General features: G+C 70.1%; 23 protein-coding genes and 1 riboswitch. Of the genes, 17 read left to right on the top strand and 6 right to left on the bottom strand.

Annotated elements, in window-relative coordinates; all coding sequences use genetic code 11:
* Nucleotides 1-19 precede the first annotated feature (19 nt).
* The 6 genes from EZE58_RS10020 to EZE58_RS09995 all read left to right on the top strand — a co-directional run bounded on the left by EZE58_RS10020 (nucleotide 20) and on the right by EZE58_RS09995 (nucleotide 5,645).
* Nucleotides 20-841: an ATP-binding cassette domain-containing protein gene (locus EZE58_RS10020; protein WP_063249377.1), complete on the top strand. Its 822-nt coding sequence runs from the start codon at nucleotides 20-22 to the stop codon at nucleotides 839-841.
* Nucleotides 838-2,049, top strand: a complete 1,212-nt coding sequence (locus EZE58_RS10015) for an ABC transporter permease (protein ID WP_063249376.1) — start codon at nucleotides 838-840, stop codon at nucleotides 2,047-2,049. The genes EZE58_RS10020 and EZE58_RS10015 overlap by 4 nt, the downstream gene beginning before the upstream one ends.
* Before the next feature lie 235 nt (nucleotides 2,050-2,284).
* Nucleotides 2,285-2,388, top strand: a riboswitch (TPP riboswitch).
* Complete coding sequence (gene thiM, locus EZE58_RS10010) at nucleotides 2,376-3,236, top strand: hydroxyethylthiazole kinase (RefSeq protein ID WP_063249375.1); 861 nt, start codon at nucleotides 2,376-2,378, stop codon at nucleotides 3,234-3,236. It overlaps the preceding riboswitch by 13 nt.
* Nucleotides 3,233-3,940 carry a thiamine phosphate synthase gene (thiE, locus tag EZE58_RS10005; RefSeq protein ID WP_063249374.1) on the top strand — a complete coding sequence of 236 codons (708 nt, stop codon included), beginning with the start codon at nucleotides 3,233-3,235 and terminating at the stop codon, nucleotides 3,938-3,940. Before thiM ends, thiE begins: the two co-directional genes overlap by 4 nt.
* Nucleotides 3,937-4,803: a bifunctional hydroxymethylpyrimidine kinase/phosphomethylpyrimidine kinase gene (gene thiD / locus EZE58_RS10000; protein WP_009376197.1), complete on the top strand. Its 867-nt coding sequence runs from the start codon at nucleotides 3,937-3,939 to the stop codon at nucleotides 4,801-4,803. The genes thiE and thiD overlap by 4 nt, the downstream gene beginning before the upstream one ends.
* Nucleotides 4,804-4,901: 98 nt before the next feature.
* Nucleotides 4,902-5,645 (top strand): TenA family protein, encoded by a 744-nt coding sequence (locus EZE58_RS09995; protein WP_009376196.1) that lies wholly within the window; start codon nucleotides 4,902-4,904, stop codon nucleotides 5,643-5,645.
* 96 nt (nucleotides 5,646-5,741) lie between these two features.
* Here the strand turns inward: EZE58_RS09995 and EZE58_RS09990 are convergent, their stop codons facing one another.
* From EZE58_RS09990 to nadA, 5 genes are all read right to left on the bottom strand, one after another.
* Nucleotides 5,742-5,954 carry a hypothetical protein gene (locus tag EZE58_RS09990; protein ID WP_009376194.1) on the bottom strand — a complete coding sequence of 71 codons (213 nt, stop codon included), beginning with the start codon at nucleotides 5,952-5,954 and terminating at the stop codon, nucleotides 5,742-5,744.
* Between the two features lie 152 nt (nucleotides 5,955-6,106).
* Nucleotides 6,107-7,282, bottom strand: coding sequence for a cysteine desulfurase family protein (locus EZE58_RS09985; RefSeq protein ID WP_009376190.1), 1,176 nt, complete (start codon nucleotides 7,280-7,282; stop codon nucleotides 6,107-6,109).
* Between the two features lies 1 nt (nucleotide 7,283).
* A complete protein-coding gene (nadC, locus tag EZE58_RS09980) occupies nucleotides 7,284-8,267 on the bottom strand; it encodes a carboxylating nicotinate-nucleotide diphosphorylase (protein ID WP_131248029.1) in 984 nt (327 codons plus the stop codon).
* Nucleotides 8,261-9,925, bottom strand: a complete 1,665-nt coding sequence (gene nadB, locus EZE58_RS09975) for an L-aspartate oxidase (protein WP_167560445.1) — start codon at nucleotides 9,923-9,925, stop codon at nucleotides 8,261-8,263. The genes nadC and nadB overlap by 7 nt, the downstream gene beginning before the upstream one ends.
* Before the next feature lie 2 nt (nucleotides 9,926-9,927).
* Complete coding sequence (nadA, locus tag EZE58_RS09970; protein WP_167560443.1) at nucleotides 9,928-11,211, bottom strand: quinolinate synthase NadA; 1,284 nt, start codon at nucleotides 11,209-11,211, stop codon at nucleotides 9,928-9,930.
* 347 nt (nucleotides 11,212-11,558) lie between these two features.
* Here nadA and panB point away from each other — a divergent pair, with 347 nt between their 5' ends.
* The 3 genes from panB to EZE58_RS09955 all read left to right on the top strand — a co-directional run bounded on the left by panB (nucleotide 11,559) and on the right by EZE58_RS09955 (nucleotide 15,151).
* Nucleotides 11,559-12,485 carry a 3-methyl-2-oxobutanoate hydroxymethyltransferase gene (gene panB / locus EZE58_RS09965; RefSeq protein ID WP_095376421.1) on the top strand — a complete coding sequence of 309 codons (927 nt, stop codon included), beginning with the start codon at nucleotides 11,559-11,561 and terminating at the stop codon, nucleotides 12,483-12,485.
* Nucleotides 12,485-13,312: a pantoate--beta-alanine ligase gene (panC, locus tag EZE58_RS09960; protein ID WP_095376422.1), complete on the top strand. Its 828-nt coding sequence runs from the start codon at nucleotides 12,485-12,487 to the stop codon at nucleotides 13,310-13,312. Before panB ends, panC begins: the two co-directional genes overlap by 1 nt.
* Before the next feature lie 216 nt (nucleotides 13,313-13,528).
* Entirely contained in the window at nucleotides 13,529-15,151 is a 1,623-nt protein-coding gene (locus tag EZE58_RS09955) for a mechanosensitive ion channel (protein WP_144588694.1), read from the top strand.
* Between the two features lie 307 nt (nucleotides 15,152-15,458).
* Here EZE58_RS09955 and EZE58_RS09950 read toward each other — a convergent pair whose 3' ends face one another.
* Nucleotides 15,459-16,169, bottom strand: a complete 711-nt coding sequence (locus EZE58_RS09950; RefSeq protein WP_063249370.1) for a LysE family translocator — start codon at nucleotides 16,167-16,169, stop codon at nucleotides 15,459-15,461.
* Nucleotides 16,170-16,387: 218 nt separating this feature from the next.
* Between EZE58_RS09950 and EZE58_RS09945 the strand changes: the two genes are divergently transcribed.
* The 8 genes from EZE58_RS09945 (at nucleotide 16,388) to EZE58_RS09910 (ending at nucleotide 24,137) form a co-directional block, all read left to right on the top strand.
* The gene (locus EZE58_RS09945) at nucleotides 16,388-17,287 is read left to right on the top strand and encodes a LysR family transcriptional regulator (protein WP_009376171.1); all 900 of its coding nucleotides are present in this window, start codon (nucleotides 16,388-16,390) and stop codon (nucleotides 17,285-17,287) included.
* 365 nt (nucleotides 17,288-17,652) lie between these two features.
* Nucleotides 17,653-18,786: a GuaB3 family IMP dehydrogenase-related protein gene (locus EZE58_RS09940; protein ID WP_009376170.1), complete on the top strand. Its 1,134-nt coding sequence runs from the start codon at nucleotides 17,653-17,655 to the stop codon at nucleotides 18,784-18,786.
* A gap of 49 nt (nucleotides 18,787-18,835) precedes the next feature.
* The gene (locus EZE58_RS09935) at nucleotides 18,836-19,750 is read left to right on the top strand and encodes an SURF1 family protein (protein WP_009376169.1); all 915 of its coding nucleotides are present in this window, start codon (nucleotides 18,836-18,838) and stop codon (nucleotides 19,748-19,750) included.
* Nucleotides 19,747-20,181, top strand: a complete 435-nt coding sequence (locus tag EZE58_RS09930) for a DUF3817 domain-containing protein (RefSeq protein ID WP_009376168.1) — start codon at nucleotides 19,747-19,749, stop codon at nucleotides 20,179-20,181. The genes EZE58_RS09935 and EZE58_RS09930 overlap by 4 nt, the downstream gene beginning before the upstream one ends.
* Before the next feature lie 113 nt (nucleotides 20,182-20,294).
* Entirely contained in the window at nucleotides 20,295-21,875 is a 1,581-nt protein-coding gene (gene guaA / locus EZE58_RS09925) for a glutamine-hydrolyzing GMP synthase (protein WP_063249367.1), read from the top strand.
* Nucleotides 21,876-22,001: 126 nt separating this feature from the next.
* Complete coding sequence (locus EZE58_RS09920) at nucleotides 22,002-22,649, top strand: biotin transporter BioY (RefSeq protein WP_009376164.1); 648 nt, start codon at nucleotides 22,002-22,004, stop codon at nucleotides 22,647-22,649.
* A complete protein-coding gene (locus tag EZE58_RS09915) occupies nucleotides 22,646-23,464 on the top strand; it encodes an ABC transporter ATP-binding protein (protein ID WP_082834880.1) in 819 nt (272 codons plus the stop codon). The genes EZE58_RS09920 and EZE58_RS09915 overlap by 4 nt, the downstream gene beginning before the upstream one ends.
* Complete coding sequence (locus EZE58_RS09910) at nucleotides 23,457-24,137, top strand: CbiQ family ECF transporter T component (RefSeq protein ID WP_101624639.1); 681 nt, start codon at nucleotides 23,457-23,459, stop codon at nucleotides 24,135-24,137. Before EZE58_RS09915 ends, EZE58_RS09910 begins: the two co-directional genes overlap by 8 nt.
* The last annotated feature ends 30 nt before the right edge of the window (nucleotides 24,138-24,167 follow it).

The raw sequence follows: 24,167 nt of genomic DNA, 5'->3' as shown, positions 1-24,167 counted from the left end.
GGACGCTGAGCGCACGCCGATGACTTCACAGACGAACGAGCCGACGCCCGCGTTCGGGCGGGCGTCGGCGACCACACAGCCCGTGCTCGAACTGCGCGGAATATCCAAGCGCTTCGGTGCCGTCCAGGCACTGACCGACATCAATCTCACCATCGGCCGCGGCGAAGTCGTCGGGCTCGTCGGCGACAATGGTGCCGGCAAGTCGACGCTCATCAAGATCATCGCCGGCGTCCATGGCGCCGACGACGGCGAGCTCCTCATGGACGGCCGCCCGCAGAGGTTCTCCTCACCCAAGGACGCGCAGAAGGCGGGGGTCGCCACGGTGTTCCAGGACCTCTCCCTGTGCGAGAACCTCGACGTGGTGGCGAACCTCTTCCTCGGCCACGAGGACACCCGGGCCGGCGTCCTCGACGAAGTCGCCATGGAGGCGAAGTCGTGGGAGCTGCTGCGCAGCCTCTCGGCGAAGATCCCCAGCGTCCGGGTGCCCATCGCCGCCCTCTCCGGTGGTCAGCGGCAGACAGTCGCGATCGCTAGGTCCCTCCTCGGCGAACCGTCGATCGTCATGCTCGACGAGCCGACCGCGGCCCTCGGAGTCGCCCAGACCGCCGAGGTGCTCAACCTCATCGAACGCCTCCGCGACCGCGACCTCGGCGTCCTCCTCGTCAGCCACAACATGGCCGACGTCCAAGCCGTGTGTGACCGCGTCCACGTCCTGCGCCTGGGCAAGGACGCCGGCGACTTCCCCGGTGATGAGCGCACCGACGTCCTCATCGCCGCCATCACGGGAGCCAACGACAACGTCGTCACCCAGCGGGCGGCACGCAGGGGTGAGCGCCGATGACCCGGAACTCGTTCATCACTGACGAACGGATCTCGCAGGAGGGGTTCGTCCGCACCTTCGTCCGGCGGATCAAGGAAGGCCAGCTCGGCTCGTTCCCGGTCATCCTCGCCCTCGTCATCATCGTCATCGTCTTCCAGTCGGCGAACAGCAACTTCATCTCCCCTGCCAACCTCGTCAACCTCTCCACGCAGGTCGCCTACCTCGCGATCCTCGCCCTCGGGATCAACCTCATCCTCCTCCTCGGCGAGATCGACCTCTCGCTCGCCCAGCTCGGCGGACTCTGCGCCTCCGTGCTCGGCGTCCTCGTCGTCCGCCAGGGAGTGCCCCCGCTCATCGCCCTGACGATCATGCTCCTCCTCGGCCTCGTCGTCGGTGCCATCCAGGGCTGGTTCTTCGCCGTCGTCGGCATTCCCGCCTTCGTCGTCACCCTCGCCGGTCTGCTCGCGTTCACCGGACTGACCCTGACGACGCTCGGCACGCAGAAGAACCTCTCGATGGCCGACACGTTCGCCTTCGATTTCGCGAGCTACTACTTCCCCGCGATGTGGGCGTACGTCTTCGGCGCGGTCGCGGTCATCGGTTTCGCCGCCGGGCTCATCCACTCGAAGCTGCGGCGGCACAACGCCGGACTCGACAGCGCGAGCTGGACGTCGGTGATCATCCGCATCGTCCTTCTCACCGCAGTCGTCTTCGGCTTCCTCATCCTCGTCAACCAGGACTTCGGGCTGGCGATGCCGTTCTTCCTCATGCTCGTCATCGCGATCGTCATCGACCTCGTGCTGCGGAAGACGAAGTACGGCCGATCGATCTACGCCGTCGGCGGCAAGGTCGAGGCCGCCCGGCGCGCCGGCATCCGGGTGACCTGGGTGCGCATCAGCGTGTTCATGACCGCCGGTGTCCTCGCCGCGCTCTTCGGCTTCGTCAAGGCCGGGGTGACGACGAACGCGGGATCGACGCTCGTCGGCACGCAGGACCTCCTCAACGCCATCGCGGCGGCCGTCATCGGCGGCACCTCGCTCTTCGGCGGGCGCGGATCGGCGTGGGCCGCTGTGCTCGGGGCGCTCGTCGTCGGAGCGATCAACAACGGCCTCTACCTCATCGGCTTCAACTCCGATGCGCAGCAGATCATCACCGCGCTCGTCCTCCTCACCGCCGTCGTCATCGACGCGATCAGCCGCCGCGGCCAGCGCTACGTCGGCAGAGGGTAGGCGTCGGAGGGTGGGCGACAGAGGTCTGACGGCTGCCGGTAGGCAGCTGGGTCGGTCGCCGAGGCGGAACTGAGTCACTTTTCGCCCGATCAGTCGGTTCAAGACCAGATCGATCGGACGAAAAGTGAATCATCGGGGCCGGGCGGCTGGATTGAAAGTGGGGTCGGGTGGGTTCGCGGCGGTGGGCCGTGCGGGCGCCGTCGTCGCCCCCTAGGTGTCGGTGATACAGTCGGGGGCAAATGACATGGGGTGCCCGGTGCGACTCGCGCAGGGCTGAGAGAACACCCATCGAACCTGATCTGGGCCATGCTAGCGAAGGGATCGTCATGACCGACATCGACCTGTCGTCGGCGCATGCGCGGCTGCGCGCGTCGAACCCGCTCATCCAATGCATCACGAACACGGTCGTGCAGCAGTTCAGCGCGAACGTGCTCCTCGCCGTCGGGGCGTCACCGGCGATGCTCGACCACGACGCCGATGCCGCGCAGTTCGCCCACCTCGCCGGCGGTCTGCTCGTCAACTTCGGCACAGCGACGAACCAGCAGTTCCTCGCCGCCGACGCCGCCGTCGACGCCGTCACCGAGGATGCCAAACCCTGGGTGCTCGACCCCGTGAGCATCGGCGCTGCCGACCACCGCACCACCCGGATCCGCCGCGCCGCGGCCGCCCACCCGACCGCGATCCGCGGCAACGCCTCGGAGATCGCGGCACTGGCCGGAGCCGGAGCGGGCGGGCGCGGGGTCGAGTCCACCGACGAGGTCGACGCCGTGCTCCCGGCCGCCGCCGAGCTCGCCCGCACGACCGGCGCCATCGTCGCCGTTTCCGGTGCCCGGGACGCCATCGTCGCCCACATCGACGGGGCCGACCACATCGCCCGCGTCGACGGGGGACACTCATTCATGCCGCTCGTCATCGGCACCGGCTGCTCACTCGGCGCCGTGACCGCCGCCTACCTCGCCGCCGTCCCGCCGGCGGGGACGAGTTCGCAGGCGGGCCCGGCAGGATCGGCCGCGTTCGAGCGCTTCACCGCAGTCGTCGCCGCCCACGCCCACTTCGCCGTCGCCGGAGAGGCCGCCGCCACCGGGGCGCTCGGACCGGGCACCTACTCGGTGCACTTCCTCGACGCGCTCTTCACCACCGACGACGACCGGATCGGCCGCGCCCGGGTCGAGGTGACCACAGTATGAGCGGCGATCGGCTCGCGGGCATCGACACCCGCCTCTACCTCGTCACCGATACCGCGCAGTGCGCGGAGGCGGGACGAACCGTCGCCGAGACCGTGCGCGCGGCCGTGACCGGGGGAGTCGGTGTCGTCCAGGTCCGCGACAAGGACATCGACGACACCGAATTCCTCGTCCTCACCCGTGAGGTCATCGCCGCCGTCACCGAGGCGATCGCCGGGACCGACCGCCGCGTTCCCGTCTTCCTCAACGACCGGGTCGCCGTCGCCCGCCGCCTCCTCGACGAGGGCAGCGACGTCCACATCCACGTCGGCCAGACCGACACCCCCGTCGCCGAGGTGCGCGACCTCCTCGGCGACGGCCCCCTCGTCGGCCTCTCCGCCGCCGAACCCGAGGAGTTCGCCACGGCCCAGGAGACCGGCGGCGTCGACCTTGTCGGCATCGGACCGGTCTTCGACACGACGACGAAGACCGACGCCCCGGCCGGGATCGGTCCCGACCGCCTTGGCGAACTCACCGCCTCGGCGGGGATCCCCGCGGTCGCGATCGGCGGCATCGACGCCGAGCGCGCGCACGAACTGCGGGGACGAGGACTCGTCGGCATCTGCGTCGTCTCCGCGATCTGCCGCGCCGAGGATCCCGAGCAGGCGGCCGCGGACCTCCTCGACGCCTTCGGCGACGGCACCCGAAAGGACGGGGAACAGGCATGAGCGAGCGACCACCGATCGCGCTGTCGATCGCCGGCACCGACCCGAGCGGCGGGGCGGGAATCCACGCCGACCTCAAGACGTTCACCGCCCTCGGCGTGCTCGGGACGACGGCGATCACCGCCCTCGTCGCGCAGAACACCCACGGGGTGTCCCGCGTCTACCCGATCGACGAGGACTTCGTCACCGATGAGCTCGACAGCGTGCTGAATGACATGCCCGTCGACGCGACGAAGACGGGCATGCTCGGATCCCGGTCGCTCGTCGACCTCGTCGTCGACCGGGCAGCGACCTCCGACTTCGGGTTCTTCACCGTCGACCCCGTCATGGTCGCGACCTCCGGACACCGCCTCCTCGAGGTCGATGCCGTCGACGCCGTGCGCACGCGCCTGCTCCCGGCCGCCGACCTCATCACCCCGAACCTCCCCGAGGCGGCCCTCCTCCTCGGCGACGACGTGCCCGAGGCGACGACCCCTGAGCAGATGCGCGACCAGGCCAGGGAGCTCGTCGCGCGCGGCACGCGCGCCGTCCTCCTCAAGGGCGGGCACGCCGCAGACGGCGAGGTCGCCGACATCCTCGTCACCGCCGACGGGGAGGTCACCGAGTTCGCCCACCCTCGGATCGCGACCCCGAACACGCACGGGACCGGGTGCACGCTCTCGGCTGCGATCACCGCCGAGGCGGCCGTCCTCCGGCGGGCCAACGGCGGGAAGACGCTGGCCTCTGAGGACATGCGGCAGGCAGTCGAACGGGGACTCGACTTCCTTGCCCGGGCGCTCGCCTCGGCGGCGGACTGGAAGGTCAGCCTCGACCCCGCGGGCGCCCACGGACCGGTCGACCATCAGGTCGACATCGTCCGCCGCTGACCCCGCCCGAGCACCGTACCCGGAGCGCTTCACCATCGCAGCACCGCGGCGCCCCGGACCCGACCCGATCGACGACGATTCGACCCAAGGAGACACGTATGACGACGACCTTCGCCGCCGGCCCGCAGACCACCGAACTCTGGGACCACGTCCGCCCGATCATCGAGGCGATCGAGGCGCTGCCGTTCCTCAGCCAGCTCGCCGAGGGCAGCCTCGATCCTCTTGCGTTCACGAACTACATCACTCAGGACAGCATCTACCTCAGCGGATATGCGAAGGCGATGTCCTTCCTCGCCGGGAAGACGACGGACCGGGACGAGTCCCGGTTCTGGTCCACCTCGGCGGCGGAGGCGATCACCGTCGAGGAGGAGATGCACGCCCAACTGCTCTCCGATGCCCGCCTCGGGCAGGCGCACTCCCAGCTCGAGGCCGAGGACCGGGTGGGTCCGTCGCCGACGACGCTCGGATACGTCTCGTTCCTCGTCGCCACGGCCGCGACCCGGTCCTACGGTGAGGGCGTCGCGGGAGTGCTGCCCTGCTTCTGGGTGTACGCGCACATGGGCAAGGTGCTCATCGAGCGCGCCGGAGAGATGGACGAGAACCACCCGTATCGGACGTGGGTGCAGACTTACGACGCCCCGGAGTTCGACGAGTCGACGCGGAAGGCCGTCGAGATCCTCGAACGCGAACTCGACCGGGCGCCAGCCGATGAGGCGGCGCGGATGCGGGCCGCGTTCGAACGCGCGTGCGTCTACGAACTCCACTTCTGGGCCTCGGCGCACGCGTTGCAGGACTGGGACGCGGGCGTCTTCGCGGTGCCCGCGGCCGAACCTGTGCGGTGAGCGCCGACACTGCGCGGAGGGCGGCCTCCGCGCAGACGGCGACCCCTCCGCTGCGGCGGCGCAGTGACCTCCTCCGCGGTGGCCCGGTGACCTCCGCTAAGCGCGGCCCTCGCGGCGGTCGTCGACGATCATGGTCAGCGGGGCGAACTGTCCGAGAGCCATCCAGCCCCGGCACAGTGTCGTCCAGAGGATGACGCGATCGACCTGGGACAGGGGGACACGGTCGTGCCGCGGACACGTGAGGCGCCCGAGGGCGAAGACGATCGCCGCAAAGCCGGCACCGATGATGGTGATGATCAGCAGATCCATGACGAAACCCCCTCGCAGCCGCAGTGGAACCCTGGATTCCAGTGTCTCTCCGAAGTGGCGCTGTGGAAAGGGGCCAATCGCACATCAGTGGCCTCTTCGCGTCGCAGTGAGGGCGAGGCGGCAGGGCTGGCGCGACCCGAACGGGCTGAGGCCTACGAATACGCGAGGCTGAGCCGGTTCGCCGCCTCGACGACCGCCGCTGCAGCAGCCGAGCCCTGCTCGGCGGTGATCGCAGACGGGAACGTGAAGCGCACGCTCGTCTTCGCGACCTCGGCGTCGATGCCGAGAGCGAGGAGCACATGCGAGGGCCCATCGGAGCCGACCGCGCACGCCGATCCGCTCGAGGCCGTGACCCCGAGGCGTTCGAGTTCGAGGAGCACGGCCTCCCCGCTCGTGCGGGAGAAGCAGAACGACGCATGGTTCGGGGTCCGCGACTCAGCACTGCCGGTGAGGAGTGCCCCGTCGACGGAGCGGAGCACCTCGGCGATGAAGTCGTCACGGATGCCGGCCACCCGGGCGGCCGCCTCGGCGCGTTCGGACTCCGCGAGCTCAAGCGCGGTGGCGAACGCGACGGCGAGGGCGACGTTCTCCGTCCCCGACCGCCTCCCCGACTCCTGTCCGCCGCCGTGGATGATCGGCTCGAGGGGGATGCGGGCGCGGATCGCCGCGACTCCGATGCCCTTCGGCGCACCGACCTTGTGCCCGGCCAGCGTGATCGCATCGACGCTGAGGCCCGCCAGCGGCAGCCATCCCGCGGCCTGCACGGCATCGGTGTGGACGTGCGCGCCGGCGGCATGGACGACCTCGCTCAGTGCCGCGATGTCGGCGACCGTGCCGATCTCGTTGTTCGCATAGCCGAGGCTGACGACCGCGGTGTCCTCCCGCAGGACCGCCCGCAGGGCCTCCGGAGTGATCGTCCCGTCGGGGTCGACCTCGACATACGCGACATCGAACCCGTGGCGTCGGGCAAGGAAGTCCGCCGAGGCGAGCACGGCCTCATGCTCGAGCGGAGAGGTGACGAGGTGCCGGCGTCCGGGATCCGTCCTCGCCGAGGCGGTGGCGTCGGGAAGCCCGCCGAGCGCCATCCCGGTGACCGCGAGGTTCGCCGCCTCCGTGCCGCCACCGGTGAAGACGATGTCTGTGCTCCGCATCCCGAGCACCCGCGCCACCCGGGCCCGCGCATCCTCGAGCGCCTCCGCGGACGCGCGCCCGAATTCGTGGTGGCTCGACGGGTTCCCGAACGCCCCGCTCAGGTACGGCCAGGCCGCTTCGAGCGCCTCCCGACGCACGGGTGCGCTCGAGGCGGTGTCGAGGTAGAGCGGGCCCATTTCAGTCCGCCGCCGGTCGGATCTCTGCCGCAGCGGTGTCGCCGTGAGCATCGCCTGACGCGTCGGCACCGCCCTGGTGAACGTGTTCACCGACAGCCGTGACCGCGCCGCCTGCCGGGTGCGACCGCTCGGTCGCCTCCGACAGCACGAGATCGAGTCCGAGGTCGATCGCCCGGACGCTGTGGGTGAGCGCCCCGGAGGAGATGACGTCGACGCCGGTGTCGGCGATCTCCGCGACGGTCTCAAGGCTGACGTTGCCGCTCGCCTCGATGATCGCTCGGTCCCCGATGAGCGCGACCCCGCGCCGCAGGTCGGCCAGGGAGAAGTTGTCGAGCATGATGATGTCGGCGCCTCCGTCGAGGACCGCAGGGATCTGCTCGAGCCGGTCGACCTCGACCTCGATCATCGTCGTGTGCCCGAGCCTCTCCCGCGCCGCCAGCAAGGCGGCAGTGACATCACCGCCTGCCCCGGTGAGCACGCCGAGGTGGTTGTCCTTGACCATGACCGCATCCGAGAGCCCGAACCGGTGACTGCTCCCACCCCCGCACACGACCGCGTGCTTCTCGAACGCACGCAGACCCGGAGTCGTCTTCCGGGTGTCGGCGATCCGCGTCCGCCCGTCGACCGCGTAGACGAAAGCCCGGGTCAGGGTCGCGATCCCGCTCATCCGCTGAGTGAAGTTGAGCGCGATCCGCTCCGCCCGCAGCACCCCGCGGGCCGGCCCCGAGACGGTGGCGAGCACCTGGCCCGCACTGAACCGCTCACCGTCGCCGGCGAGCACCTCGACCGCGATGGCGGGTTCGGTGAGAGTGAAGGCACGCGCGAAGACCTCGCCGCCTGCGAGCACCCCGTCCTCCCGGGCGCGCAGCTCCGCGGTCGCCTGCGCATCCGCCGGCACGAAGACCTCGCCGGTGATGTCACCCCACGGGGCGTCCTCGTCCAGCGCCTGGCGCAGGGCGGCATCGATCGTGGTCGTCGTCAGCATGAGGCTGCCTCCTCGTGGTTGCGGTCGAGCACGGGATGCCCGGCCCCCGACCATGATGCCGCAGTTCGCCGCGCATCCACGTCCGTGCGGACGTGAGCTCCGACGCTCTCCGTGCGGGCGAGCGCGGCAACGGCCATGGCCCGGGCGATGAGCGCGAGATTCGCCGTTTCGATCGCCTGGACGTGGTCGCCCTCGCCGAGGTGATCGACCGGGAACCCGTGAACGCCCGTGCCGTCGGCGGCGCGTCCGATTCCGTGGGATTCGCCGAGGCGGTCGAGGAGCACCATCAGACCCTCCTCGGTGCGTTCGAGGCCGAGATGTTCCCAGGTGAGAGCCTGGAGTTCCGCGCGGGAGAGCGGGGCAGGATGCGGCAGGGCCGGTGCGGGGCGCGGGGGTGCGGCGGCCGATCGCGAACCGAGCGATCGTGTACGCCGGCGATCTGCCGTGATCGCCTCAGCCGCCCGCGCTCCGAAGACCGCACCCTCGAGCAGCGAGTTCGACGCCAGCCGGTTCGCCCCGTGGACACCGGTGCACGCGACCTCGCCGACGGCGAAGAGACCGGGCAGAGCGGTCCTGCCGTCGAGGTCGGTGGCCACCCCGCCCATGACGTAGTGCGCGGCCGGGGTGACGGGGATGAGGTCGTCGGCGAGGGAGAGGCCCTGGGCGGCGAGGGTCGCGGCGATGCTCGGGAAGCGTGCCGACACGTCGGGCACCGCCCGGGCGTCGAGGTGGCACGGCAGTCCGTTCTGCTCCGCCATTGCGCGGTGCAGGGCGAGGGCGACGACGTTGCGCGGGGCGAGTTCGGCCCGCGGGGCGATGTCCGGCATGAACCGACGACCGCGTGCGTCAAGCAACAGGGCTCCGGCCCCGCGGACGGCTTCGGAGACGAGGAACCCGGACCCCACGAGGGCCGTGGGGTGGAACTGGACGAACTCGAGGTCGCGGACCGCGGCGCCTGCGCGGATCGCCGCGGCCAGCCCGTCCCCGGTCGCCCCAGGCGGGTTCGTCGTGTGGGCGAAGACCTGCCCGGCCCCACCGGTGGCGAGCACGACCGCCTCGGCGGGGATGACCTCGGGCACGCCCCCGCAGCCGAGCACGCTCACCCCGGTCACGGTCTCACCGTCGACGACGAGGTCGACGAGCAGGGTCTCCGTGCGCAGATCGACGGTGCCTGCCGTCGCCTCGGCGAGGAGGCGGGAGACGAGTGCATCGACGATGGCCCGCCCCGTCGCATCCCCACCGGAGTGATAGATCCGGGGCGCCGAGTGCGCGCCCTCGATCCCGCGCGCCCAGCCTGCGGGGTCGAGAGGATCGACCCTCACCTCGGCGGGGCTGTGGGACCCGGCACCCCCGGCACGGTTCCGGTCGAAGACGACCCCCGCCTCGGCGAGGTCGAGGATCCTGTCCGGACCCTCGGTGCAGAGGACGCGCACGGCCTCGGCGTCGCCGAGCCCGGCGCCCGCGGTGAGGGTGTCGTCGATGTGGGAGCCGACGGTGTCATCTGCGGTGAGGACGCCGGCGATCCCGCCCTGGGCGAGCGCTGTGTTCGACTCGCCGAGGCGGCTCTTCGTGACGACGGTCACCTCGTGGGTCCCGGCCAGGCGCAGGGCCGTGGTCAGGCCCGCGATGCCGGTCCCGACGACGATGACGCGGCTCATCCTCAGATCCTCGGCTTCGCGGCGAGCATCCGGTCGAGCGCGATGCGGGCGGGGTCGGCCACCTCGGCGTCGACGGTGACCTGGTTGACGATCGAGCCGTCGAGCAGGGATTCGAGGACCCAGGCGATGTAGCCGGGGTGGATGCGGTACATCGTCGAGCACGGGCACACGACGGGGTCGAGGCAGGTGATCGTGTGCTGCGGGTGCTCGGCGGCGAGTCGCTGGACGAGGTTGATCTCGGTGCCGATCGCGAAGTTCGTCGGATCGCTCGCCTCGCTGATCGCCTTCGTGATGTAGGCCGTCGACCCCGATTCGTCGGCGGCGGCGACGGTCTCGCGCGGGCATTCGGGGTGGACGATGACGCGGACGTCCGGATCGGCTTCCCGGGCGGCGGCGATCTGGGCAGGGGTGAAGCGCTTGTGGACGGAGCAGAAGCCCTGCCAGAGGATGACGCGGGAGTCCTCGAGCACCTCGGCGGTGTTGTTGCCCAGCGGTCGGCGCGGATTCCACAGCGGCATCGCCTCGGGGTCGATGCCCATGTCGATCGCGGTGTTGCGGCCGAGGTGCTGGTCGGGGAAGAAGAGGACCCGGTGCCCGCGTTCGAATGCCCACTCGAGGACCACCTCGGCGTTGGACGAGGTGCACACGATGCCGCCGTTGCGGCCGCAGAATCCCTTGATCGCGGCCGAGGAGTTCATGTAGGTGACGGGGACGACGGGCACCTTCCCGGTCTCGTCGGGCTCGGTGCCCCAGAGTTCGGCCAGCTGCTCCCAGCAGTCCTCGACCTGGTCGATCGTCGCCATGTCGGCCATCGAGCAGCCGGCGGCGAGGTTGGGGAGGATGACGGACTGCTCAGGGGTCGAGAGGAGGTCGGCGGTCTCGGCCATGAAGTGGACGCCGCAGAAGACGATCGCCTCGGCGTCGGGATGGTTCTGGGCGGCCTTGGCGAGCATGAACGAGTCCCCGATGTAGTCGGCGTGCTCGACGACCTCGACCCGCTGGTAGTGGTGGCCGAGGACGACGACGCGGTCGCTGAGCGCGGCCTTCGCGTCGATGATCCGCTCGCGCAGCTCCTCGGCCGAGGCGTCACGGTACTCCTGCGGGATCTCGCCCTGGCGCGGGGCGGCGGCCGGGATCGGGTCGGCGAGCGAGGCGCCCGGACCGTAGCCCGGGGAGGCATCGACGTCCCACGGGGCGTCGACGAGGGAGGAGGAGCACATCGACCCCGATGTCCTTCCGGCGGAGATGTCCTTGAGGGTGAGCTCGATCGAAGCTGTCGTGGTCATCGTCGTCCTTTGCTGCTCGGCGCATTTTTACGCACATTTGAGCTTAATCACGGTCGTCCGTAAAGTACAACTCGGCCACCCGGCATCGCGGTGCCGCCCTCCAAGCGCAGTGCGGATGTTCTACGCTGGTGACAGGCTCGCGATCCGAGCCGGCGCCGTCCCGACCAGCCCGCATACCCCGCGCGGCGACCGCCGATCATGCTCGATCGGAAGGCGCGCGCAGGAACCGGGGGACTCCCGTGCGAGAGCGCGGAGTCCCTGCGCTCGGACGAGGAGCAGCTCCGGTGCGAGGCCGCGGGGCAGGACGGGCGCACATGCCCAGACCACCGAACCACTAGAGGATTCCCATGCCCGATGCGGCAGGCACCACCGAGTCAGACGAGACGACGCCCGTCTACGGGCCCGGAGCGGCCGGGGCCGCGTCCCCGGGGGGAGACGGGTCGTCCAGCCCGACGGCAGCCGGGGAGTCGAGACCGCCTCGGCGGGTCCGCACCCTCGATCTCCTCCGCGCGAAGGCCGAGGGCCGGCGCTGGGCGATGCTCACCAGCTACGACCAGTACACGGCCGCGCTCTTCGAGGAGTCCGGAGTCGAGGCGCTGCTTGTCGGCGATTCGGCGGCGAACAACGTCTACGGCCACGCCACGACCCTGCCGGTCACGGTCGATGAGCTCATCCCGCTCGCCCGCGCGGTGGCGAAGGCGACCTCCCGCGTCCTCGTCGTCGCCGACCTGCCCTTCGGCAGCTACGAGATCTCCGACGAACAGGCCGTTGCGACAGCGGTCCGGTTCATGAAGGAGGCGGAGGTCCACGCGGTCAAACTCGAAGGCGGCGCCCACGTCGCCTCCCGGATCAGGGCGATCACCTCGGCGGGGATCCCGGTCATGGCGCACATCGGCTTCACCCCGCAGTCCGAGCACAACCTCGGCGGGTACCGGGTCCAGGGGCGCGGAGATGCGGCAGAGGCGCTGCTCGCCGATGCCCGCGCCGTCGCCTCGGCGGGGGCGTTCTCCGTGGTCATGGAGATGGTCCCGGCCCCGCTCGCCGCCCAGGTCACCGCGGCGCTGGAGATTCCGACGGTGGGGATCGGCGCCGGGGCCGACTGCGATGCCCAGGTCCTCGTGTGGCAGGACATGGCCGGCCTCCGGCCGGGTCGCTCTCCCCGCTTCGTCAAGCGCTACGCCGACCTGCGCACGGTCCTCGGCGATGCTGTGCGGACTTATGTCGCCGAGGTGGGGGCTGGGGAGTTCCCCGAACCGGAGAGGAGCTTCGAGTGATGGAGATCGGCGGGATCGAAGCGCTGCGGGCGTGGCGGGAGAGGCAGAAGGGGACCGTCGCGTTGGTGCCGACGATGGGGGCGCTGCACTCGGGGCACCGGGCGCTCATGGACCGGGCCCGGGAGTCGGCCGACCACCTCGTCGTCAGCCTCTTCGTCAATCCGCTCCAGTTCGGTCCGGGGGAGGACTTCACCCGGTATCCGCGGCCGATCGAGGCCGATCTCGCGATGTGCGAGGACGCCGGGGCCGAGTTCGTCTTCGCCCCCGCACTCATCGAGATGTACCCCGCGGCGCCGGAGGTCACCGTGTCCTCGGGGCGGATGGGCGCGATCTTCGAGGGTGCGGACCGCCCTGGCCACTTCGACGGGGTGCTCACCGTCGTGACGAAGCTCTTCCATCTCACTCGCCCCCACGTCGCGGTCTTCGGGCTCAAGGACATCCAGCAGTTCTCCCTCGTCCGGCGCCTCATCACCGACCTCGACTTCGACATCGAGCTCATCGGACTCCCGGTCGTCCGCGACCGGGACGGTCTGGCCGTCTCAAGCCGCAACGACTATCTCACCCCGGGCGAGAGGCTCGCGGCGCTGGCGATCCCGCGCTCCCTCGATGCGGGCGAATCCGCGCTGACCGACGGAGGACTGCCCGAGGACGTCCTCGCAGCCGCCCGCGCGGCTCTCGACGGCGACCTCGACGTCCACTACCTCGCCCTCGTCGAGGTGGCGACCCTGCAGCCGGTGCGCGAGCAGTTCAGTGGCTCAGCCCTCCTCCTCATCGCCGCCACCGTGGGGACGACGAGGCTCATCGACAATCGGCCGCTCGAGTTCTGAAAATCTTTCCGTTGCCCAATCGTGATCGCCGCATGAACGTATTGTTAAGGCCCTGAAATAATCGCGTGAATGCGGCGATCGCTAATCGCATTTCAGGACATGATTCGAGATGACAGGCGCATGACCCTTGTCCAGAGTGCACCCGTGGAATAGGCTCCGAAATAACAAGTGACAAAGACGCCTTGTTAGTCGCAGCATCCGAAGGAGACAACGGAAATGCAGGACATATGGCCGGTCCTCATCAATGTGGGCCTTGCAATCGTCATTCTCATCGTCACCTGGATCGTCGCCTCGATCGTCAAATGGGCGATCGCGAAGCTCGTGGCGAAGGTCCCCGCTCTGCAGAGAGACGGGCACAACGGGCAGCAGGTCGGCAGATCCGTCGGTCAGATCGCCGGGCTCATCATCTGGATCCTCGGCCTCATCGCCGTCCTCCAGCTCTTCGCCCTCGACCAGGTGCTCACGCCGCTGCAGGGTCTGGCGAACGGGATCTTCAGCTTCCTGCCGAACATCATCGGCGCGGGCTTCATCTTCCTCATCGGCTACGTCTTCGCGAAGATCGCCAAACAGCTCGTCGTCACCGCGCTCGGCGCCGTCGACCTGACGAAGATCACCGCGAAGTTCCGCTCCATCGGCGACCGCGCCGTCAGCGTCGCCGACTCCGACGGAGGCTTCCGTCGTCGTGAGGCACCCGGACAGCAGACCGCCGCCTTCGACCAGGTGCAGCAGGGCGGACCCCAGCAGAGCGGTCCTGCAGGTCCCGGTCAGCCCGACCCCGGTCAGCAGGGTCCGGGCCAGCCGATGCAGCACGGCCAGGCCGGACAGCCGCCGCAGGGGCACCCGCAGCAGGGCTACCAGGGTCAGGGTCACCCCGGTCAGCCGATGGGACGGTCACCGGAGGCCGAGGCGAACGCCCGCATCTCCAACCTCGTCGGCAACGTCGTCTTCGGAATCATCATCATCGTCGTCTCGATCGCCGCACTCCAGGTGCTCGGGATCGCCGCGATCTCCGGCCCTGCGCAGCAGATGCTCGAGATGTTCCTCAACGCCATTCCGCTCATCGTCGCCGCGGCGATCCTGCTCGCCATCGGCTTCGCGATCGCGAAGTTCCTCGGCAACCTCCTCGAGGAGATCCTCCGCGGTGTCGGCACCGACCGGGCCATCGAGTCGATCGGCATCGTCCCCGAGGGCACGAGCGCGTCCTCGGTGATCACGAAGATCGTCCAGATCGCGATCATGATCTTCTTCGCGATCATGGCCACCCGGATGCTCGGCTTCCCGGAGATCACACGGATCCTCAATGAGATCCTCGCCCTCGGCGGCAGCGTCCTCTTCGGTGCGGTGATCATCGCAGCGGGCTTCCTCGTCGCGGGGATCATCGGGCGGTTCATCACCAACAGCATCGCGAGCAAGGTGCTGCGCTACTCGGCGATCGCCCTCTTCATCGCCATGGGTCTGCGCTACATGGGCATCGCCGATTCGATCATCAACCTCGCCTTCGGCGCCGTCGTCATCGGCGGTGCGGCAGCCGCGGCGCTCGCCTTCGGCCTCGGCGGCCGCAACGCTGCGGCCAGGCTGCTCGACAAGGTCGAGGATGAGGCCGCCGAGGCGGTCGACGCCGCGACCGGTGACGCCGCAAGTGACCGTCCCGGTGCCGCGGGCCGGCCCGGTGCAGCGTCCGGTCTCGGCCGTACGCCCGGCAGCGGCACCCCCGGCAGCACGCCTGGTGCCGACCCGCTCGGCGGTCGCCCCGGCGCCACGGGTCCCGGCGGCGGGGGAGTGGGCGACGGACCGTTCAGTGACGGCCCGCTGAGCGACGGTCCCAACCACAGCGGGTGAGTCGACGCCGCTCCCGGTGCCATCTGCCGGGAGCGGCCAACCCTCGGCTGACTTGTGCGACTGCACTGTCAACGGCGCCGGTGCCTGAGAGCGATCTCGGGCACCGGCGCTGTCGCGTGCCTGCCGATACGAGTCACTTTCCGCCAGACCGGTCGGTTTCTGAACCGACTGATCGGGCGAAAAGTGAATCAAACGCGGCGGGCATGTGAGCGGCAGGGTCGCGTCGTTGGGCCGGTGAACGGTTTCTGGTGCTGCGAGTGGCTGGCCCGCGCCCCGTGGCGGGCGGGTGAGTGCCCCGCAGCCTGCGTCACATCGGCAGCGCGGCGACGGTGATGCCCATGACGACGAGGATGCCTGCGGAGACCGCCTCGATCCAGAAGTCGGTGCTGCGGCGCTGGAGGGCGGCCGCGGCGAGACCGGCGATGAGGGCCAGCATGATCTGGTAGGCGAGGAGGAGGCCGACGACGATCGCGACGAGGAGCACGTAGTCGGTGCCCGCCGGGGATGCGGGAACGAGGGTCGGCATGACGGCGAGGAAGAAGAGTCCCGCCTTCGGGTTGCTCAGGGAGGAGAGCAGGCCGCGGCGGTAGGAGATGACCGATCGCAGCTGGCCCCACGGGTGTCCGGCAGTGACCGGGGCCTCGACGAGCGAGCCGTCCGAGACGATGTCGTCGCTGGCCGCGGCGATCTCACCGACCGGGCCGAGGGGAGCCCCACGCAGCTCGGAGCGGATCCGCAGCGCCTGCCGGGCGGCGAGGACGCCGAGGAAGCAGAGGTAGGCGCCGCCGACGATCTTGAGCACGAGCAGCGCCGAGGGGTAGGCGGTGAGCAGTGCGGAGATGCCGGTGAGCGCCGCGACCATCCAGATCGTCATGCCCGTGGCCGAACCGAGGGAGTAGATGAGCCCCGCCTTGCGGCGCAGTGCCGAGAGTCTGACGGTGAGGATCGTCTCGGGTCCGGGGGTGACGGCGAGGACGGTGGCGGCTCCGGCGATGGTGATGAGCTCAGGACCGGTCATGGGACTCCTCCGAATGGTGGTGCGGAACGTGCGGTGGTGCTGATCGTGCGTGTTGCCGATCGTGCGGTGGTGCGAGGGGTGCTGCGGGGACAGGCGGGGATGGGCGCGGTCGTCGACCGCGCCTGAATCATTCTCACCCATGTCACGCGTCAGGAAAAGCAATCATTGACGAATGATCATCAGGCCGAACCGAACGATTCTCGGATAGGCTGTCTCCCATGTGGGATCTCCAGCGTCTGCGCGTGTGGCGGGCCGTCGTCGCGACGGGCTCCGTCGTCGCCGCCGCGCGCAGCCTCAACTACACCCCGGCCACCGTCAGTCAGCACATCACGACGCTGCAGAAGGCCGTCGGCGCCCCGCTCTATCGGAGATCGGGCCGGGGCATCGAGGTGACCGAGCTCGGTCGCAGGCTCGCCGAGGAGTCCGCCGACGTCTTCACCGGCCTCGGTCGCCTCGACAGCCTCGTCGAGAGCTACCGCACGGTCTCGCGTCCACGCATGCGCATCGCGGCCTTCACCTCGTTCAACGCCGTCCTCCTGCCCGACATCATCGCCCCCGTCGCGCTCGCGCATGAGGACCTGCGCTTCGACATCCAGCTCAACGAGCCCGCAAAGGTCCGGCGCAGCCACTGCACGATCGAGATCCGCAACGAAGTCCCCCAGGATGAGGAGGTGCACCTGCCGGGGATGTCGCGGACGGTGCTCTTCGACGACGACTACCGGGTCGTCGTCTCCACCCGCCATCCCTTCGCACAGCGGGGGTCCGTGCCCTTCTACGAACTCGCCGCCGAACGGTGGGTCGACTACGACCTGTGGAGCGGGCCGACGAGCCGCGTCGTCGAACTCGCGTGCGCCGCCGCCGGGTTCGAACCGACGATGTTCGCCGCCTCCGAGGACGACGACGCCGCCCTCGCCCTCGTCGGCGCGAATCTCGCCATCACCGTCCTTCCTCGGCTCTCGACCGTCCACCTGCCCGCCGGTCTCACCGCCGTCGACCTCACCGATCCGGTCCCCGTCCGCCGGGTCGTCATGCACGTCCGCGACCGGGAAGCGCACCTGCCGCATGTGCGGGCCTTCGCCTCCGCCGCCGAGGCGGTCGCCGCCGACCGCGTCCCCTGAGAACCAGCCCGCACCGTTACCTGGAGCTGCGTCGTCCGCCTTGCCATCCGTGCCCCGCGCCCTGTCTCACGCGTCACACCGCGGGTTGCGCTTCGTACCTCTCACCGCACGTCGCACCTGTGACCGCACGTCCTCCGCTGCACCGCACGTCCTCCCCGCAGCGGTGCCCACGAGGTGGATCCGAGCCGAAACCGGGCTCAGAATCGCATCGGATCCTCCTCGGGGAGGCGCCGGCGCGGCCGCGAGCGGGCCAAGGCGCGGCCGCAGCGTGATCCCAGCGCGGCCCCCGAAACGCGGCCGCGCGTGACCCCGAGCCTCACAGCTGCCTGAGACCCGGCTGAGTCCCGGTGGGATAGGCTGTGCGCGTGAGTTCTGAAATCGAGATCGGCAAAGGCAAGCGCGGTCGGCGCGGGTATTCGCTCGACGACATCGCGATCATCCCCGCACGTCGCACACGCGACCCCGAGGACGTCTCCCTGTCATGGCAGATCGATGCCTACCACTTCGATCTCCCCTTCATCGGCGCTCCCATGGACTCCGCGATGTCCCCGGACACTGCGATCTCCCTCGGCAGGCTCGGCGGCCTCGGCGTCCTTGACCTCGAAGGCCTGTGGACCCGCTATGAGGATCCCGCCCCCCTGCTCGCGGAGATCGCCCAGCTGCCCGGTGACATGGCGACCGCCCGGATGCAGGAGCTCTACTCGGAGCCGATCCGCGCCGACCTCATCACCGCCCGCCTCGAGGAGATCCGCGAAGCCGGCGTCACCGTGGCCGGTGCCCTGACCCCGCAGCGGACCCAGCAGTTCTACAAGACCGTCGTCGATGCCGGCGTCGACATCTTCGTCATCCGCGGCACGACCGTCTCGGCCGAGCACGTCTCCTCGCAGGCCGAGCCGCTCAACCTCAAGCAGTTCATCTACGAACTCGACGTCCCCGTCATCGTCGGCGGCGCCGCGACGTACACAGCCGCCCTCCACCTCATGCGCACCGGTGCGGCCGGCGTCCTCGTCGGCTTCGGCGGGGGAGCGGCGGCGACGACGCGGCGCACGCTGGGCATCCACGCGCCCATGGCCACGGCCATCGCCGATGTCCACGCTGCCAGGCGTGACTACATGGACGAGTCCGGCGGCCGCTACGTCCATGTCATCGCCGACGGCGGACTGGGCACGAGCGGGGAGATCGTCAAGGCCTTCGGCGTCGGCGCCGACGCCGTCATGCTCGGCACCGCCCTCGCCCGCGCCACCGAGGCGCCCGGGCGCGGGATGCACTGGGGTGCCGAGGCCCACCACCCGCAGCTGCCCCGCGGCCACCGCGTCGAGCTCGGCACCGTCGGCAGCCTCGAGCAGGTCCTCTTCGGCCCCGGGCGCACGGCGATCGGCGAGCTCAACCTCGCCGGTGCTCTGCGCCGGGCGCTTGCGACCACCGGCTACGTCGACCTCAAGGAGTTCCAGCGCGTCGACGTCACCGTCTCGCCCTACCAGCCTGGATCGGTGGTCTGATCTGTTCCGTCTGGCCCTCACTCCCAAATGGCTGGGGTCGCTGCTCTTCGTGCTCGTCCTCGTCAGCTGCTTCGTCGGCCTCTCGGCGTGGCAGGTCGACCGGGCGCAGCACAAGAACGACGTCGTCGCGGCCGCAGACGTCGATGAGCTCAAACCGTTCAACGACGTCATGGGCGCGCAGGCGCCGATGCCCGGCATACTCGCCGACCAGCGGGTCTCGCTGACCGGCCGGTGGCTGCCCGACGCCCAGGTCGTCCTGCCCGGACGGGTCCAGGACGGCAAGGAGGGCTACTGGGTGGTGACGATGTTCGCTCCCGACGGCGCCCGCCTCGGCGAGGGAGCGGTCGCGGAGACCGAGGGCAAGACGATCGCCATCCCCGTCGTGCGCGGCTTCACCACCGATGAGACCACGGCGATGAACTCCCGTGCCGCGGAGGGGTCGGTCGAGATGGAGGCCCGGATCGGACCCGTCGAGGGTCCCGAACCCGGATCGGACCTTCCCGAGGGGCAGGTGCGCACGGTCTCGACCTCGCAGCTGATCAACCTCTTCCCCGACCTCCTCACCTACTCGGGATTCCTCATTCCCGAGACCGAGGCCGGCGCAGGCGCCTCGGTGGGCACCGGCGGACTCGTCCAGGTGCCGACGACGACGACCCGCGACGAGGGCGGATTCGACATCCAGTCGGCCGTCTACGCGATCGAATGGCTGATCTTCGCAGCGATGGCCCTCTACATGTGGTGGCAGCTGCTCCGTGACGACTACCTCGGCCGCCGCCTCGGCGACGGAGATCCGCAGGGCTCGACAGGCGACGTCGAGTACGTCGTCGTCAAGCCCGCAGGCGAGTCGCGGATCGACCCCGAGGTGATGTCCGGGCTCACCGGACTGCCCGCACACCGGCACGGCGGGACGAAGCCGCGCAGGCACCGAGACCAGAGAACACCGACCGGAGGACCCGAAGCGTGAGCGACGACCCGAACCTCGATTCCCGCCCCGAGATCGATGAGGCCAACGTGTGGAGCGTCAAGCGCTTCACCTCGGCGCGCAATGCGCTGAAGTTCTACCGTGTGATGGCGATCATCACGGGGACCATGCTCATGATCCTCACGGTCGAGATGATCTACAAGTACCTCATCGCCGCCGACCCGAAGACCGCGCTGATGTTCGGCGACTTCAACCTCGCCGCCGCGATCGCCATCAGCCACGGCTGGTGCTACGTCGTCTACCTCATCGGCTGCTTCTGGCTCAACCAGCAGATGCGCTGGAGCCTCGGCCGCTACCTCGTCCTCGCGCTCGCCGGCGTCGTGCCCGTGATGTCGTTCATCCTCGAACGCCGCATCCACCGTCAGGTCGAAGCCGAACTCGCCGCAGCGGTCGTCGTCGCCCCGAAGAGCTGAGACCCGCCCCGAAGAGCTGAGCCGAGTCCCGGCATCGAGCCTCGGAGCAGGCGTCGAAGTGCGCCCGAACCCGCGGTTCGGGAGGTGCGCCGACGCCGTCTAGAATTGGGCGCATGACGCAAACCCAGAGCACACAGGTGCCTCCTGTCCTCGTGGTCGACTTCGGCGCGCAGTACGCGCAGCTCATCGCCCGCCGGATCCGCGAGGCGGGACTGTATTCCGAGATCATCGCCCATGACGCCCCGGCGGCCGAGTTCGCGGCCAAGAACCCGGTGGCCATCGTGCTCTCCGGTGGACCCTCGAGCGTCAACGACGAGGCCGCCCCGCCCTTCGACACGGCCGTCTTCGACCTCGGGGTGCCGACGATGGGCATCTGCTACGGCTTCCAGCTCATGTCGACGAGCCTCGGCGGACGGGTGGCGAAGACCGACAAGCGCGAGTACGGGTCGACCCCGGTCACCGTCGCCGACCAGGGGGCGCTGCTCGCCGAGACGCCCGACGCCTACAAGGTCTGGATGTCCCACGGGGACTCCGTCGCCGAGGCGCCCGCGGACTTCACGGTCCTCGCCTCGACCCCCGACACCCCGGTCGCGGCCTTCGAGCACCCCGAGCGCCGCTTCGCCGGCGTCCAGTGGCACCCCGAGGTCCTCCACTCCGAGAACGGGCAGAAGATCCTCGAGAACTTCCTCTACCGCGTCGCCGGCCTCGACGCCGACTGGACGAACGAGTCCGTCATCGACGAGCAGGTCGAACTCATCCGCAACCGGGTCGGCGACAAGCAGGTCATCTGCGCGCTCTCGGGCGGAGTCGACTCCTCGGTCGCCGCCGCCCTCGTCCACAAGGCCATCGGCGACCAGCTCACGTGCGTCTTCGTCGACCACGGACTGCTGCGCGAAGGCGAGCGGGAACAGGTCGAGAACGACTACGTCGACTCGATCGGCGTCCGGCTCGTCACCGTCGACGCCCGGGAGCGGTTCCTCACCCAGCTCGCCGGGGTCACCGACCCGGAGGAGAAGCGGAAGATCATCGGCCGCGAGTTCATCCGCACCTTCGAGCAGGCCGCTGCCGAACTCGTCCGCGAGGCCAAGGACGAGGGCGAGGAGATCGGCTTCCTCGTCCAGGGCACCCTCTACCCCGACGTCGTCGAATCCGGCGGCGGTTCGGGCACGGCGAACATCAAGAGCCACCACAACGTCGGCGGTCTGCCCGAGGACATCCAGTTCCAGCTCATCGAACCCCTGCGCACCCTGTTCAAGGACGAGGTGCGCTCGATCGGCCGCGAGCTCGGCGTGCCCGAGGCGATCGTCTCCCGCCAGCCGTTCCCCGGACCGGGACTCGGCATCCGCATCATCGGCGAGGTCACCGAGGACCGTCTCGCGATCCTCCGCCGGGCCGACGCCATCGCCCGCGAGGAGCTGACGAAGGCCGGCCTCGACGCCGAGATCTGGCAGTGCCCCGTCGTCCTCCTCGCCGACGTCCGCTCCGTCGGCGTCCAGGGCGACGGCCGGACCTACGGCCACCCCGTCGTCCTCCGCCCCGTCTCGAGCGAGGACGCGATGACCGCCGACTGGACGCGGATCCCCTACGACACGCTCTCGGTGATCTCGAACCGGATCACCAACGAGGTCGACGACATCAACCGCGTCGTCCTCGACGTCACCTCGAAGCCCCCGGGCACGATCGAATGGGAGTGAGCACCGCTCAGGAGTCCAAGGAGTCGGGGCGCGAACTGTGCCCCGCCGACAACTCCTGAACGGTGTTCAGTTAGGGTGGGGTCAGCCCGGGTGGGACCCGGGCCAGACCCGACCCACGGAGAACTCATGACACACGCATCGTCCAGCCCCGCCTCGGCGGCATCCGTCTCGCCCAAGCCCGCGAGCCGGGCCGGTGACATCGCCCTCATCGCCGTCTTCGCCGCCCTCATCGCCGCGTTCGCGATGCTCCCGCCCATCCCCGTCGGCCCGCTCGGGGTGCCGATCACCCTGCAGACCTTCGCGATCGCGCTCACCGGACTCGTCCTCGGACCGTGGCGGGCTGCGGCCGCGACCGGCCTCTACGTCGTCCTCGGCCTCATCGGACTCCCGATCTTCTCCGGGATGCGCGGGGGCATCGCCGTCCTCGCCGGCCCGAGCGCCGGCTACATCCTCGCCTTCACCCTCTACGCGCTCGCCGCCGGATTCGCCGCCCGCTGGGCGCTGCGCCGGTTCCGCGGCGGCCGCCTGTGGGCCGCGATGTTCGTCGGCGCCCTGGCCGCGAGCCTGCTCATCGTCCATCCCCTCGGCATCCTCGGGATGTCGATCAACGGCGACCTCCCGCTCGGCGTCGCCGCCGCAGCCGACCTCATCTACTGGCCCGGCGACATCGTCAAGACCGTCCTCTCCGTGTCCGTGGCCCTCCTCATCCACCGCGCCTTCCCCGACATCCTCCGTCGCCGAGGCGCACGCCCCCAGGTGCCGGAGAAGCAGTGATCCTGCGCCGCCGACCCGAGCGCTCTGCCGGTTCCCCTCCGCCCGCCGAGGCAGGGGCCGGGTCCGCCGCGTCCGCCGAGGCGGGGGTCCGGGAGATCGCCCTGACCGGGGTGTCCGTCGGCGTCATCGACGACACCCCCGACGGCGAGGCGCACCGGTCGATCCTCGACGGCGTCGACCTGCGGCTGAGCGAACCCTCGGTCGCCGTCATCGGCGCCAACGGCTCGGGCAAGTCGACGCTGCTCCAGCTCCTCAACGGCCTCGTCACCGCAAGCGCCGGGCAGGTCCTCATCGACGGCCTCGATCCGGCCAGGCACCCCGCCGAGGTGCGTGCCCGGGTGGGGTTCGTCTTCACCGATCCGGCGGCTCAGCTCGTCATGCCCACCCCGCTCGAGGACATCGAGCTCTCCCTGCGCAGGCGGGTGCCCCGCGGGCAGCGGCGGGCGGCGGCACTGACCGTCCTCGACGAACTCGGGATCGCCGAACTCGCCGACCGCAGCGTCTACGAGCTCTCCGGAGGCCAGCGTCAGCTCGTCGCGCTCGCCGCCGTCCTCGCCGTCGACCCGCAGATCCTCGTCCTCGACGAGCCGACGACCCTGCTCGATCTGCGCAATCGAGAGCGCCTGCGCACCCGTCTGGCCGACCTCGTCGAGCGGCGCGGGGTGCGCATCGTCTTCTCCACCCATGACCTCGAGTTCGCCTCGATCGCCGACCGCGCGATCGTCGTCGACGACGGACGCATCGCCTGGGACTCCACCCCCGCCGAGGCGGTCGCCGCCTACCGGGAGATCATCATGAGCGAGACCCATGAGTGAGGCTCCCCCGACGCGTTCGCGGCCGACGCCGAGCCGCCGCGCGGGCAGGCGCACCGGCATCCGAACGCGTCCCCAGCTCTTCGGCCGGGTCGTGCGGACGTCGACGTGGCTCCACCGCGTGCCGACGGGATGGAAGCTCGCGGCGATCGCCGTCATCGGGCTGACCGCACTCGTCTTCCGCAACGGCGTCGTCAACTGGTCGATCTTCGTCGTCCTCGTCGTCCTCGGACTGAGCGCGCGGCTCCCGCTGCGCCGCTTCCTCATCCCGTGGGCCTACGCGGCGGTCCTCGTCGCCATCGTCATCGGACTCCAGTACCTCTTCGGCACCCTCGAGGCGGGGCTCGTCGTCGCCGGCACCGTCTTCGCGTGCGTCCAGGCGGCGCTCCTGCTCACCCTGACGACGACGATCGGCGAGCTCCTCGACGCCTTCGCGGTCATCGTCTCCCCGCTGCGCCGCCTCGGTGTCGACCCCGAGGTCATTGCGCTCACGGCGAGCCTCATGGTCCGGGCGATCTCCCATCTCTCGGGTCTGCTCGCCGAGGCGGACCGGGCAGCCCGCGCCCGTGGCCTCGAGACGAGCCTCAAGGCGCGGGTCGTCCCCGCGATCCTCCGCTCGGTCAAGTACGCGCAGGACACCGGGCGGGCGCTCGACGCCCGCGGCATCGTCGACTGACGTTCGCCTCAGCGTCGCGCAGGAGGGGTA

Origin of the sequence: Brevibacterium sp. LS14 (assembly GCF_012027885.1) — a bacterium.
Classification (GTDB): domain Bacteria; phylum Actinomycetota; class Actinomycetes; order Actinomycetales; family Brevibacteriaceae; genus Brevibacterium; species Brevibacterium casei.
This window is presented reverse-complemented; position numbering and strand designations above follow the sequence as displayed.